We start from the raw sequence: 13,842 nt of genomic DNA on the forward strand, positions 1-13,842 counted from the left end.
GTTGTTCTGTCCTGGTCTCATCGATGATCCTTGGGTGGCATCGTAGTCACGACAATCCTGCACTCCCGGACAGGCGTGCGGTTCTCGGTCCTGGTGGAACCTATTTTCTCAAAATACTGAAGGCGCGAGCGGATATTTTGGCTCTCCAGCCGTTAACGACCGTGCTTAACGGCACCGCCGTAGCACAAATCTTCGACCCTTGAATTGATAGAGTCTCAGAGTCCGAGGACGTTTACCCAGGTTGCACCTGGTATCGCAGCATTAGCGAAAGCGGAGATCACCCTTTGAAATTATCCACACGCTCGGCATTTTGATTGTCTACACGCTCGGCATTTCGTGCAGGCATTTGCGTGGACAAAGCGTCTCGACGCCAATCGCAACTTTGCAACATGAGCGAAAAACTAATCCTTGGATCGGAACCTAGTCGCTTTCGCGCAAAACGCCAAGAGCTTTTAGGAAAATATCTCTCTTCCCGAGTGCGGCGTGGCCAATTTGTCACGCCCGCGCTCCAGAGGGCAAACGCGCCAGAATAATGCGCTTATGCCCGTCAAGGTCAAGCCGAAATTCAACAGGCACGCCGAACGCATTGACGAGGAACGATTCGACAGGCTGACTTTGACCCGCGCCGAGTTCCAGCGCGATCAGAGCGCAGGGCGCCGCGAGGTTCACCAGCGCCGGAATGATTTTCCGATAGGCCCCCAGACCGTCTTCGCCTCCATCCAGGGCAAGACGCGGGTCATGATCGCGAACCTCCGGCAACAGCGCGGCAATATCGCCCCGCGCGATATAGGGAGGATTGGACACGATCACATCGAACGGCCCCCGCAGGGCCTCGGTCCAATCGCCGCAAACAACGAACCCGCGGCGAGCAAGATCGAGCGCGTTGAGATTGTCCCGCGCGATCAAGCAGGCAGCCGGCGAAATATCGAGACCGACGCCAAAAGAATCCGGCAGAGTCTGCAGGAGCGTGCACAGAATGACTCCCGATCCGGTGCCGAGGTCGAGAATCCGCAATTTGTTGCGAGGAAAGCAGGCGGCATGGTCGAGCACAGCCTCGATCAGCGTCTCAGTGGTCGGCCGCGGATCGAGAACCGCGGGACCAATCTTGAAACAAGCCTGCCAAAACTCCTTATGGCCGATGATTCGCGAGACAGGCTCGCGACGCAAACGGCGAGACGCGAAGGCGGCCAAAATCGGTGCGGCCGAACCGACCGGATCGTCCGGATCGCGAACAAGTGTCGCGTGGTCCATCCCCAATGCCGCACAAAGCAGCACGCGCGCGTCGAGGTTCGCCGATTCTATCCCGCCGTCGCTCAAAACGCGCGTCAGCTTGCACCGCACCCCCTCCCGCGTCATGGCCGGGTCGAACTCCGGCGGATCGGCCAATGCAGCTTTTCCGCTCACGGCTCGGGCTGGCCCATGGCATCGAGCAGAATCCTGGTCAACCGCGCGGCAAAATGGGGGGCGTCCGCAGGCTTTTCTCCTTCCATCAGCCGCGCCTCATCGAAAAGAAGCCAGATGACATCCTCGAGTCTTTCCTTTTGCGGCGTACCGACCCGCTCAACCAGGGCGCGGATCAAAGGATGGGTGGGGTTGACTTCGAGGACAGGCTTTGAGGCCGCACCGAGCCGCCCGCTTTCGGCCAGCATGCGTTCGAGCCGGCGATCGGGTCCGCGATCGGATGCGACAAGGCAAGCGGGGCTGGAGGATAGTCGATCCGAGGCGCGCACATCCTCGACCTCTTGACCCAAAACCTGCTTCATCAGCGCGTAAAGAGTGGCAAGACCGGCTGCCGGAGGCTCGTTCGCGGCTTCGTCCTCTGGCTTTTCGGTCAGCGGAATCGACTTTATGTCGGCGGCTCCCTGGATCACGGACTTAAATGGCTTGCCGTCGAAGCCAACCGCCGTCGCCACCCAAAAGGCGTCTATGGGATCCGGCAAAAGCAAAACCTCGAGGCCGCGAGCCCGGAAGCCTTCGAGCTGCGGACTGGCATTGAGCCGGCCCAAATCCTCGCCGAGCAGATAATAGATCGAGGTCTGGTTGGTCTGCAGATTTGCAATATAATCCTTGAGGCTCCGCCCGCCTTCCGGATGAGATGAAGTCGCAAACCGCGTCAGGCCGAACAAAAGGTCGCGTTTTTCGGGATCCTCGTACAGGCCTTCCTTCAGAACGGCGCCGAAATTATCCCAAATCTTTGCAAATTTTTCCGGTTCGCTGTCGGCGAGCTTGGTCAGCCCTTGCAGAATCCGGTTCGCGACCCCTTTGCGAATGGCCGCGAAGACCGGGCTCTCCTGAATCATTTCGCGGGAGACATTGAGCGGGAGATCGGCAGAATCGACGACGAGACGCACGAAGCGCAGCCATCTCGGTAAAATCTCGGCATCCTGGGTAATCAGCACATGGCGGACGTAAAGCTTTGCCCTGCCGGGGCGTTGCGGATCGAACAAATCGAAGGGCCGCGACCCGGGCACGAAGGCCAGAACCGTGTATTCGTGGCGGCCCTCCGCATGCCAGTGCACGGTTAATGCAGGTTCATCAAATACTCCCCCAAGACTTTGATAAAAATCATTATAATCATGCTCTGTGATCGAAGCCTTCGGCTTGGTCCAGAGCGCCGCGCCGTCGGTCAAACGGCGGGGCTCGCCCCCCTTTTCATCGATAAGTTCGATCGGCACCGCAAGCGCGCTGGAATGCTCGCGCACAATTCGCTCGATTCTGCCCTTTTCGAGATAGTCCTTGGACTCCTCGTTGAGGTGCAAGACGACGCGGGTGCCCTCGACCGGAGCTTCGTCTTGCGCGATCGGTTGAATGGAGAAACTCCCCTTCCCGTCCGAGCTCCAATGCAGCGCCTCGCTGGAACCCGCCCGCCGGGTGAAGACATCGACGCGATCGGCGACCATAAAAGCCGAATAAAATCCAATGCCGAACTGGCCGATCAGGTCGAGTTTTTCGGGTGTCTTCGCGCCGTTCTCGCCATTGCCAGCCGCCTCGCCACCTAAGTTCAGCTGATCCAGAAAAGCGCGGGTCCCCGAGCGAGCAATGGTGCCGAGATGATCGGTGAGGTCTTGACGCGACATGCCAACCCCATTGTCCTCGACCGTGAGGGTCTGGGCCTCCTTGTCGACCAGGATCCTGATTACGAAAGGGGCCGGGGCCAGTGCCGGATCGGCGAGCGCTTCGTAACGCAATTTTTCGCAGGCATCGGCCGCATTCGACAACAGCTCTCGAAGGAAAATGTCTCGGTCGGAATAGACCGAATGAACCATCAGATGCAGCAATCTGGCGACATCCGCTTGAAAAGCTTGGCTGTGAACCGCGGTGTCCGGCATTTCCATGCGCCCCTACCCTTTATGCAATTGAATTTCATGAGCCGACAGCGGCTGCGGCCGAATGGCAGCCGTCGGCGGGCCATTCGCGGCAAAATACGCAGCGCGGCTCTCGCCGCCCGGATATTGCCTCTGCCGTGCAGCGATGCAAGGCTTTTGGGAGGCCTTTTCAAGGAGATTTGGGCAATCCGAACCGATTTGCGCTCCAGTCTTGGCTCAACTGGTGATGCGTCGCAAAATCGTCAAAAGAATGCTTGCCGTCTCCCCCTCTTCACGCGACGATAAAACTGCAGATAAAGCTGGAGGCGACAGCCATGAGCGACACGGAGCCAGCCGAGGATAATCGAGCGAGGAACCTCGCTGGAAAGCTGAAGGATGTCCTTGGACCTCCGCCAGCCATGACAGTCGGGGGCATCCCAGGGCAGTGGGGGGAGATTATTTCCTTCGATCGAGAGGAGTTGCGCGCAATCTTCAATCTCTATGGCCGCAAGGTCAGCGACGGCGAATGGCGCGACTATGCGATCGACTTTACCCCCCAAAAAGCGGTTTTTTCAATTTATCGGCGCGCTTGCGAATATGCTCTATACCGAATTGAGAAGAACCCCCGCCTGGCCCGCAAACAGGGCATCTATTCCGTCGTCACTGCGACCGGCCTTATTCTTAAACGCGGCCAGGATCTCGGCCGGGTCATCGCAGCGCTCGACAAAAAGCTCAAGCTGGTTTCGGGTTAATGAGCTTTCTGAAAACTTCAGTACAAAGCACTGTCTTTACGGGTAAAAACCAAGAACCTTTGGTATCCAGAACCGCCCCCCAATAATCCAAAGCCTCATCCGCTCAACCCGCCGACCAAGGTCGGGAAGTCGAGGGGCCGAAACCCGTAATGATCGAGCCAGCGAATGTCGGCCTCGAAAAAAGCCCGCAGATCCGGCATGCCATATTTCAGCATGGCGATGCGATCGATCCCGATGCCCCAGGCGAACCCTTGATAAACATCGGGATCGAGCCCGCAATTTCTCAGGACATTGGGATGCACCATGCCGCAGCCAAGAATTTCGAGCCAATCCTCGCCCTCGCCAAAGCGCATCTCGCCGCCCTTGCGGGAGCATTGGATATCGACCTCCATCGAAGGCTCGGTGAAGGGGAAGTAGCTCGGACGGAAACGCATCTTGACGTCGGGCACCTCGAAGAACGCCTTGCAGAACTCTTCGAGAATCCACTTCAAATGGCCAAGATTTGCGGACCGGTCGATGACGAGACCTTCGACCTGATGAAACATCGGCGTATGCGTCTGATCTGAATCGCAGCGATAGGTGCGTCCTGGACAGATGACCCGGATCGGCGGCTTTTTCGCCAGCATCGTGCGCACCTGAACCGGGCTCGTATGGGTGCGCAGCACCTTGCGCTGGCCATTGGCGTCGGGATTGAAAAAGAACGTGTCGTGCATGTCCCGCGCCGGGTGGTCCGGTGGAAAGTTCAATTTGGTAAAATTATAATCGTCGGTTTCGATGTCCGGGCCTTCGGCGATCGAAAAGCCCATGTCCGCGAAGATCGCCGCGAGTTCATCCATGACTTGAGTGACCGGATGAATTCGCCCGGTCTCGATTCCGTGCGAACGAACCGGCAAGGTGACGTCAAGCGCCTCGGCCTTGAGCCGCGCTTCGAGCGCAGAATCCTTGAGCACCCCGCGCCTTGCCCCCAAAGCTTCCGCGACCGTATCCTTCAGCGCATTGATCGCGGCGCCCTGCTCCTTGCGTTCATCGGGCGCGATCTTGCCGAGACCCGAAAGCAGCGCGGAAATCGATCCCTTTTTGCCAAGTGCGGCGACGCGCACGGTCTCCAGCTGCGCTTCGTCTTGCGCGGCGGCGATCTCAGTCAAAATTTGCGTTTGCAGGGCTTCCAAATCGGACATATTCGGGTCATTCATGCGAGTGTTTGATCGGCTTTTGCCACGTGCGCGAACCGATGTCGAGGCGATACCGCCGCCTTAGCTCTTCTCAGCCCGTGCTCGCCGCGATCCAGTCAAGATAGGCTTGCGCGCCATTTTCAATCGCAATTTCGATAATCTCGGGATTTTCGTAATTATGCGCCGTGCGAATGAGCGCTTCGACCTCGGTGTAGTCGATGGATTTGATTTTGCAAAACAACATCCATTCTTGCGCGTTTTGGACCGCGCCATCCCACCGGAAAACGCTTTCGATCGCAAACATCTGGACGCAGGCGGCAAGACGCTTTTCGACAAGGCTCTTGGCGACCAGCTCGGCGTTCACCTTGTCGCCGCATGTGGTCATCACGAGGGCAAACGGGGTTGGCATAAAGCAGAAGACTCCCTCGCCAATGCGACGACCCGCAAGATTTGCGGCTATCGCGCGATCCTGGCCGTCGCAAAATATAACCAGGCGCGGACATCGGGGTCGACCAGCGGCGAAATTTCCCGACGCACCCGTGCGTGATAGGCGTTGAGCCAGGCAATTTCATCATTGCCGAGGAGCTTTGGATCGACCAGCGCAAGATCGATCGGCGCCAGCGTGATCGTCTCGAAGCCCAACATCTCGTGCTCGGCACCCACGATCTCGCGCGGTTCAACGACGACCAGATTTTCGATTCTGATGCCCCAAAGCCCGGCATGATAATAGCCAGGTTCGTTAGAGAGGATCATGCCGGGTTCGAGCGTGGCGGACCCGAGTTTCGAGATCCGTTGCGGCCCTTCGTGGACGGAGAGATAAGAGCCAACGCCATGGCCCGTGCCATGATCGAAATCGAGGCCAGCCTGCCAGAGCGCGACCCGCGCCAGGCAATCGATTTGCGCGCCCGACGTCCCCCTCGGAAAGACCGCGCGCGCGATCGCGATATGTCCCTTGAGAACCCGGGTGAATCTGTCGCGCATCGCGGCTGTCGGCTTGCCGACCGCAATGGTGCGCGTGATGTCGGTCGTGCCGTCTTCATATTGGCCGCCGGAGTCGATTAGAAATATGCCTTTGCGGATTCGCGCGTTCGTTTTGACGGTTACACGGTAATGCGGAATGGCGGCATTGGCGCCGGCAGCCGCAATCGAAGGAAAGGAGACGTCCTTCAGCTTGCGGGTGCCCAGGCGGAAGGCTTCGAGCGCTTGCGCGGCATCGATTTCGCTAAGTTTTCCGGCCGGTGCATGAACCGAAAACCAGTGCAGAAAACCGGCCATCGCGACGGCGTCGCGCAGTTGCGCCTTGCGGGCACCTTTGAGTTCGGTCGCATTCTTGCACGCCTTCATCAAGGCAATAGGATCGGACCCGGTGTCGGGGACACCCCCCGCCTCCTTTACGACCGAAACAAGTTTGGCTGGCGCCGTCGCGGAATCGAATAAAACCTTCCGTTTTTGTTTGCCGAGAAGTTGGAGATCGCCCGTCAGCCGTTCCAGCGCCTCGATATCGGCAAGGGCGCAGAGAGCCTCCCTTACGGAATTATCGAGCTTACGCGCATCGATGTAGAGACGCGGCTTGGTTTTATGCGCGATCAAGGCGTAAGCCAGCGGGAGCGGCGTATGCGCCACGTCGTGGCCCCTTATGTTGAAGACCCAGGCGACCGCATGCGGATCGCTGACCAGCAAGGCATCGTTGGCCGTGAGCGCGGCGGTGACGCGGGTGAGCTTGCTGGCCGCAGCTTCTCCAGAGAATTTGCGTGGATGCAAACTGATCTTGCCGAGCGGCGGCGCCGGGCGGTCCGTCCAGATCGCATCGATGGGGTTCGGTTCGACGGCCACGAGTTCGGCCCCGGCGGCTTCCGCAGATTTGGCAAGCCGTTCGATTTGGCGCGGCGTGTGGAGCCAGGGATCGTAACCAAGCTTCGAACCCTGGGTGAGATTGGCTTCGAGCCAACGCTCGGGGCCGCCGTCGGTCGAGCTGAGGGGTTCGAAAATGGCAACATCGACTTGGTCCCTAACAGCCAAGCTATAGCGTCCGTCGACGAAGATCGCTGCGCGATTCTTGAGCACGATCGCGGCCCCGGCCGAACCGGTGAAGCCCGAAAGCCACGCGAGCCTTTCCTCGCAGGGGGCGACATATTCACCCTGGTGTTCATCCGCGCGCGGCACGACAAAACCGTCGAGCCCGAGGCGAGCGAGTTCCCTCCGCAACGCCGCAATTCGCGGTTTACCTTGCGAGGGATTGGCGTGATCTTCGAACGATTGATAATGGCTTTCGAACATTTTGGCAGATTAGAACATGATCCGCCAAAGCGGAAACCGGTTTCGCAAAATAAAGTTTTCGACCGCGCCCACTAAGCGCAGCAGGCCGAAGCGGCGCCAAATCCTGGCGAGCTTCGTTTATCCCAGGGCGTTTTCCTGACCATCGTCGAGACGATGGTTGGGCGCCGACTTCGCAGTCCAACGCGGCCCTAGATCGCGGATTTCCGCCTCCAGGCATTCAACCTCGAGCCTGATTGCGCGGCCGGCGGAAAAAATAAACTCCACTACACCCGCTGGCGGGTCGGCTGGGGTGAACCGGATGCTTAAAAGATTGAGGATAAGCGCCTTATCCCCGTGATGGAACCCACGGCACGAGACTTTGAGAACCCGTCCGAAATGCAGGCCGGTGTGGCAACGCTCGCAGGAAGGCAACCCCGGCGTTTTCTGTGCCGCCCTCACCCAATCGAACCTCGCCGCGATCAAAGCGAATTTTTTCAAGTTCGGCAGATAGGCGATGTCGCCGACACGCACCAACGCATCCTGAAGATTGGCCGAGATCACCCCGAGATCCTCGGCATCGAAGGCAATCAAGGGAGGAAGGTCCGGCATCGTAACCTCTTGCACGTTCGACGATCCTAAAAAAGGCGGCACAAATGTCCATATAGTGTCGGGGCATCTAACATGTCATGGCACAGCAGATAAGCTAAAGGTAGGTTTATCTTCTCGGCCTATGCCGTACGCCGTCCGGCATCCGCGAGCCGGGCAATTTGCCGGCTGTTCGTCGCCTCTCGCCCTCTTCCGATCGATGAGCGGTGGCTTCAGGGACAGGCTCGCCGGTCATTGTGCGCATGCAAAAAATTGTCGCAATGCGGGGATTACGCCATAAATACATGGCAAACTCCCCCTCAAGCCCGTTAATTGTAAGCGAGCCTGCGTCCGGAAAACGGGCCCAAGGGCGCCGTGAAACACCCAATTCAGATTGGATCAATGAAGACACCAAGGCCGTCCGCAGGCGCCGCGTCGCGCGGAAAATCGCGGAAAACTCTGCCGCCCGAGAAGCCTTCCGAAAAGCTGTTCGAAGGGCGCTCAATCGTGATTCGGGGCGCGCGCGAGCACAATCTGAAAAATATCGATCTGACCATTCCGCGCGACAAACTTGTCGTCTTCACCGGCCTCTCGGGCTCAGGCAAGTCCTCGCTGGCCTTCGATACGATCTATGCTGAAGGTCAGCGCCGCTATGTCGAATCGCTTTCGGCCTATGCGCGCCAATTCCTCGAAATGATGCAAAAGCCGGATGTCGATCAGATCGATGGTTTGTCGCCGGCCATCTCGATCGAGCAAAAAACCACCTCCAAGAATCCGCGCTCGACCGTCGGCACCGTCACCGAGATTTATGATTATATGCGGCTTCTGTTCGCTCGCGTTGGGATCGCCTATTCGCCAGCAACGGGCTTGCCGATCGAAAGCCAGACCGTAAGCCAGATGGTCGACCGCGTGCTCGCCTTGCCGGAGCGCACACGGCTCTATTTGATTGCGCCGGTCATTCGCGGCCGCAAGGGGGAATACCGCAAGGAAATCGCCGACTTCATGAAGCGCGGTTTCCAACGTCTCAAAATCGATGGTGCGTTTTATGAAATCGCGGACGCGCCGGTCCTCGACAAAAAGTTTAAGCACGACCTTGATGTGGTCGTCGACCGCATTGCCGTGCGCTCCGACATTGGGGCGAGGCTGTCGGAGAGTTTCGAGACCGCGCTTGAGCTTGCGGATGGCACCGCGATTGCCGAATACGCGGACGAGACCGATGAACAAGGCGCGGCCAAGCGGATTATCTTTTCGTCGAAATTTGCTTGCCCGGTTTCAGGTTTCACCATCCCCGAAATCGAACCGCGCCTGTTTTCCTTCAATAATCCATTCGGAGCGTGCCCCCATTGCGGGGGGCTCGGCGTCGAGCAGACGGTCGATCCCGAACTGATTGTCCCAGACCCGAAGCTGACCTTGCGCAAAGGGGCGATCGCGCCCTGGGCCCGCTCAAGTTCGCCTTATTACCTGCAAACGCTCGAAGCGCTTGCCAAGCATTTTAAATTCCGGCTCGACGCCCGTTTCGACAGCCTGCCGCAACAAGCCCGCGACATTATCCTTTATGGCTCGGGCGAGGAGGCGGTACGCTTTTCTTACGCCGACGGTCTGCGTTCTTACGATGTCGTGAAGCCCTTTGAGGGCGTGATCAATAATCTCGCAAGGCGATTTCGCGAGACCGAGAGCGAATGGGCGCGCGAAGACATCGCCCGCTATATGACGGCGACCCCTTGCAGCGTTTGCGACGGGAATCGGTTGCGGCCCGAAGCCCTCGCGGTCAAAATCGAGGGGCGCCATATCAGCCAATTGACCGCGCTTTCGGTCCGCGCCGCGCAAGCATGGTTTGAGGCGCTGCCGGCAAAGCTCGACGCGAAGCGAAACGAGATCGCAAAGCGCATCCTCAAGGAGATTCGCGAGAGGCTTTCGTTTCTGGTCGATGTCGGCCTTGACTATCTGACGCTTTCCCGCGCTTCAGGCACGTTGTCCGGCGGGGAAAGTCAGCGCATCCGGCTTGCCTCGCAGATCGGGTCCGGCTTGACCGGGGTGCTTTATGTCCTGGACGAACCATCGATCGGCCTGCATCAGCGCGACAATGACAGGCTTCTCGAAACCTTGCGGCGTTTGCGCGATCTCGGCAATTCCGTGATTGTCGTGGAGCATGATGAGGACGCCATCCTGGCGGCCGATTATGTGGTCGATGTCGGCCCAGGCGCGGGCATTCACGGCGGCGAGATCGTCGCGCAGGGCACGCCTGCGGAAATCATGGCCGATCGAAACTCTTTGACCGGCCAGTATCTGACCGGTGTACGCGATGTCGCCGTGCCCCGCCACCGCCGCAAGCCGGAGCCGGGACGCAAGCTCACCATCGTCAACGCCAGCGGCAATAATCTGAAAAATATCTCCACTGCAATACCGCTCGGGGTGTTCACTTGCATCACCGGAGTCTCCGGGGGCGGGAAATCTACTCTTATCATCGATACGCTTTACAAAGCCGCAGCCCGGAAGCTCAATGGCGCGCTCGAACATCCGGCGCCGCACACACGCATCGATGGGCTCGACCAGCTCGATAAGGTCATCGACATCGACCAATCGCCGATAGGACGAACGCCCCGGTCCAACCCGGCAACTTATACCGGCGCTTTCACCCCGATCCGCGAATGGTTTGCGGGCCTACCGGAGGCCAAGGCGCGCGGCTATCAGCCAGGACGCTTCTCTTTCAACGTCAAGGGTGGCCGTTGCGAAGCCTGCCAGGGCGACGGCGTGATCAAAATCGAAATGCATTTTCTGCCGGACGTCTATGTGACCTGCGACGTCTGCAAGGGCAAGCGCTACGACCGCGAGACGCTTGAAGTCAAATATCGAGATAGGTCGATTGCCGACGTCCTCGATCTGACGGTCGAGGAAGCAGCCAGTCTCTTCAAGGCAGTCCCCTCAATCCGGGAAAAAATGGATACGCTCGCGCGGGTTGGTCTCGGTTATGTCAAGGTCGGCCAGCAGGCTAATACGCTATCGGGCGGCGAGGCTCAGAGGGTCAAACTCGCCAAGGAGCTTTCCAAGCGTTCAACCGGCCGCACGCTCTATATTCTCGACGAGCCGACCACCGGATTGCACTTCCACGATGTCGCGAAACTCCTGGAGGTGCTGCATCAACTGGTCGATCAAGGCAACACGGTCATTGTGATCGAGCATAATCTCGAAGTTGTGAAAACGGCGGATTGGATCATCGATCTTGGACCTGAAGGCGGGGATGGAGGCGGCGAGATCGTCGCCAGCGGCCCCCCCGAGGACATCGCCAAGGATAAGAAAAGCTACACGGGCCACTATTTACGCGCGGTTCTAGAGCGCCGCCCGACAGGCAAGGCCAAGGCGGCCGCGGAGTGAGCCTTGCGCGGCAATCCTGAATGCACCGCCTATGCTGCGGTGCATTACACTCCCAATGCGGGTTTTAGCCATGCATAAAATGCATATCAGCCCCGGTATTTCTGGGCTTGAACCCGGTTCCTAATGGGGTATCTTTTGCATTGCAACATGAGGGATAGCTCAGACCTCCAATTGGGTTGCTTGGTTTCGGCGGGAGCCAGCAAAGAGGGTGCGGCAATATTGTTGCCAAACCCATGGCGGATCAAACGAGGATCACTCGTTATATCAGTCGAACCTAGAAGACGGTTGGGTTCTTCTGAAGACAAGCTCGGTCATGGTCACAGTTACGTTAATGCTCGGTCACAGTTAAGACTTTGTTACAGGCAAGATTTGGCTGTAGGCAGGACTTGGTTAAAGTTCTCAGCCAGTCTTTGAAAGTCGAATGAATGCGCCGTTGAGGCTCTGGCCGCACTTAAGCCCCCTCTTCGGTCAGAAGCGCCCGCCGATCCTCCCCGGCGGGCGCTTTCTTTTTGAGCTTCCCCTAGAGCGCTTCCCGATCAGAATCATCTGATCGAAAAGGAATCGCTCAAGTTCAACGAGTTGGAGCAAGTTCTGATCGAAAAAGTCGGTCAACTTTTTCGGAACATGCTCTGGCGCGAACTTGCATTCTGGGGCGGCCCTTTTCCCCACGAAGCGAAATTGCTTTAAACTCGGGGACATGACCCAACCAGAGCGTTGCTCATCTCCCTTGCAGCCGATCCATGTGGTTGGCGGCGGCCTTGCGGGCAGCGAAGCTGCCTGGCAAATCGCGCGGCAAGGGGTCCCCGTGCTGCTGCACGAAATGCGCCCGACACGAAAAACCGCCGCGCATCACACGGACGACCTCGCCGAACTCGTCTGTTCCAATTCCTTCCGCGCCGATGATCCCCAAACCAGCGCCATCGGGATTCTGCATCGGGAAATGCGCTGTCTCGATTCCCTGATCCTGATCGCCGCCGACCTCCACAAATTGCCCGCGGGCGGAGCACTCGCCGTCGACCGAAGCCAATTTGCAGCGCATGTCACGCGTATGATCTGCAGCCATCCCCTCATTACAGTGCTCCGCGAAGAGGTCTCGGGTTTGCCGCCGGAGGACTGGGACAATGTGATCATCGCGACGGGTCCCCTGACGTCGCCTTCCCTGGCGGCCGGCCTTGGCGCACTGACCGGTGAGCGCGATCTCGCCTTTTTCGATGCGATCGCGCCAGTCGTGCATCGCTGGTCGATCGACATGGAGAAAGCCTGGTTTCAGTCGCGTTACGACAAAACGGGTCCGGCCGGAACCGGCGCCGATTACATCAATTGCCCGCTGACGCGAGACGAATATTACATCTTCGTGGACAGGCTCCTGGAAGCGGAGAAAGCCACGGCTCACGAGCTTCCTCAAGAGGCGAAGGACACCCCTTACTTCAATGGGTGTTTGCCGATTGAAATTATGGCGGAGCGCGGCCGTGAAACTCTGCGGCATGGACCGATGAAGCCTTTCGGTCTGACCAATCCGCATGCGGGCACGACAAAACCCTATGCGGTCGTGCAGCTCCGCCAGGATAATATGCTCGGCACGCTCTACAATATCGTGGGCTTCCAGACCAAGATGAAACATCACGCGCAGGTTGAAATTTTCCGCGCAATCCCAGGTCTGGAAAAGGCAAGTTTCGCCCGCCTCGGCGGGATGCATCGAAACACTTTTTTGAACTCGCCCAAATTGCTTGATCCCGCCTTGCGGCTCAAGGCCGATCCGAGACTCCGCTTCGCCGGCCAGATCACCGGCTGCGAGGGCTATGTCGAGAGTGCCGCGATCGGCCTCGCGGCGGGCCGCATGGCCGCCGCGGAGCGAAAAGGAGAAGCGTTCCTCCCTCTGCCATCGTCCACGGCGTTAGGCGCGCTGATCAACCACATTACCGGCGGACATGTTGAATCGATCGACGCCGGACCGTCCTCTTTTCAGCCCATGAACATTAATTTCGGGCTGTTTCCACCGCTGGACGAGTCTCCTTCGATCGGCAAGAAGCTACGGGGCGCGGAAAAAGGCAACGCCCGCAAGGCAGCGATCAGCTTGCGGGCGCAACACGACTTGGAGGACTGGCTCGGGACGCGTGCGAAACACGCGGCCGAATGAGGTTTGGGCCGTCCTCTTTGGCAACCGGTACGCCTAAAGAATCGCCTCGCCGGCGATGAGGCCGAGCACAAGAAAGATGATGAACACGACGACGAAAATAAAAAACAGGATGCGAGCAATACCGCCCGCCGCCGCTGAGATGCCGGTGAATCCAAAAAGCCCGGCAACAACGGAAATGATAAAGAAGATAAGCGCCCATTTCAGCATTGATGTGTCCCCGTAAATTCGTGGGCCGTGCGACCCAAAGCATAGAATTCAAAACG

The 13,842-nt window shown here is 58.5% G+C and carries 13 protein-coding genes; 5 read left to right on the forward strand and 8 right to left on the reverse strand.

Annotated features, from left to right (window positions below; all coding sequences use genetic code 11):
- The first annotated feature begins 23 nt into the window (after positions 1–23).
- Positions 24–203, forward strand: coding sequence for a hypothetical protein (locus CU048_03405; protein ID QBR70479.1), 180 nt, complete (start codon positions 24–26; stop codon positions 201–203).
- Between the two features lie 292 nt (positions 204–495).
- Here CU048_03405 and prmC read toward each other — a convergent pair whose 3' ends face one another.
- Complete coding sequence (gene prmC / locus CU048_03410; GenBank protein ID QBR72626.1) at positions 496–1,356, reverse strand: peptide chain release factor N(5)-glutamine methyltransferase; 861 nt, start codon at positions 1,354–1,356, stop codon at positions 496–498.
- A gap of 44 nt (positions 1,357–1,400) precedes the next feature.
- A complete protein-coding gene (locus CU048_03415) occupies positions 1,401–3,329 on the reverse strand; it encodes a molecular chaperone HtpG (protein QBR72627.1) in 1,929 nt (642 codons plus the stop codon).
- 21 nt (positions 3,330–3,350) lie between these two features.
- Here CU048_03415 and CU048_03420 point away from each other — a divergent pair, with 21 nt between their 5' ends.
- Positions 3,351–3,611, forward strand: a complete 261-nt coding sequence (locus CU048_03420; protein QBR70480.1) for a hypothetical protein — start codon at positions 3,351–3,353, stop codon at positions 3,609–3,611.
- 29 nt (positions 3,612–3,640) lie between these two features.
- Positions 3,641–4,057, forward strand: coding sequence for a DUF2794 domain-containing protein (locus CU048_03425; GenBank protein ID QBR70481.1), 417 nt, complete (start codon positions 3,641–3,643; stop codon positions 4,055–4,057).
- Positions 4,058–4,152: 95 nt separating this feature from the next.
- Here the strand turns inward: CU048_03425 and CU048_03430 are convergent, their stop codons facing one another.
- The 4 genes from CU048_03430 to CU048_03445 form a co-directional block, all read right to left on the reverse strand.
- Positions 4,153–5,235 (reverse strand): phenylalanine--tRNA ligase subunit alpha, encoded by a 1,083-nt coding sequence (locus CU048_03430; GenBank protein ID QBR72628.1) that lies wholly within the window; start codon positions 5,233–5,235, stop codon positions 4,153–4,155.
- Between the two features lie 85 nt (positions 5,236–5,320).
- Positions 5,321–5,638: a divalent-cation tolerance protein CutA gene (locus CU048_03435; GenBank protein ID QBR70482.1), complete on the reverse strand. Its 318-nt coding sequence runs from the start codon at positions 5,636–5,638 to the stop codon at positions 5,321–5,323.
- Between the two features lie 47 nt (positions 5,639–5,685).
- Positions 5,686–7,506 carry an X-Pro aminopeptidase gene (locus tag CU048_03440; protein ID QBR70483.1) on the reverse strand — a complete coding sequence of 607 codons (1,821 nt, stop codon included), beginning with the start codon at positions 7,504–7,506 and terminating at the stop codon, positions 5,686–5,688.
- A 117-nt stretch (positions 7,507–7,623) separates the two neighbouring features.
- Positions 7,624–8,109: a DUF2948 domain-containing protein gene (locus CU048_03445; protein ID QBR70484.1), complete on the reverse strand. Its 486-nt coding sequence runs from the start codon at positions 8,107–8,109 to the stop codon at positions 7,624–7,626.
- Positions 8,110–8,472: 363 nt separating this feature from the next.
- Here CU048_03445 and CU048_03450 point away from each other — a divergent pair, with 363 nt between their 5' ends.
- Complete coding sequence (locus tag CU048_03450) at positions 8,473–11,442, forward strand: excinuclease ABC subunit A (GenBank protein ID QBR70485.1); 2,970 nt, start codon at positions 8,473–8,475, stop codon at positions 11,440–11,442.
- Positions 11,443–11,910: 468 nt separating this feature from the next.
- On the opposite strand, the gene CU048_03455 is transcribed toward CU048_03450, so the two are convergent.
- Positions 11,911–12,141 (reverse strand): hypothetical protein, encoded by a 231-nt coding sequence (locus CU048_03455; GenBank protein ID QBR70486.1) that lies wholly within the window; start codon positions 12,139–12,141, stop codon positions 11,911–11,913.
- Here CU048_03455 and CU048_03460 point away from each other — a divergent pair.
- On the forward strand, positions 12,140–13,579 hold the full coding sequence (locus CU048_03460) for a methylenetetrahydrofolate--tRNA-(uracil(54)-C(5))-methyltransferase (FADH(2)-oxidizing) TrmFO (GenBank protein ID QBR70487.1): 1,440 nt from the start codon (positions 12,140–12,142) through the stop codon (positions 13,577–13,579). The genes CU048_03455 and CU048_03460 overlap by 2 nt on opposite strands.
- Before the next feature lie 33 nt (positions 13,580–13,612).
- Here the strand turns inward: CU048_03460 and CU048_03465 are convergent, their stop codons facing one another.
- Positions 13,613–13,786 carry a DUF1328 domain-containing protein gene (locus tag CU048_03465; protein QBR70488.1) on the reverse strand — a complete coding sequence of 58 codons (174 nt, stop codon included), beginning with the start codon at positions 13,784–13,786 and terminating at the stop codon, positions 13,613–13,615.
- Positions 13,787–13,842: the final 56 nt, after the last annotated feature.

Source organism: Beijerinckiaceae bacterium (assembly GCA_004564215.1).
Classification (GTDB): Bacteria; Pseudomonadota; Alphaproteobacteria; order Rhizobiales; family Beijerinckiaceae; genus Methylocapsa.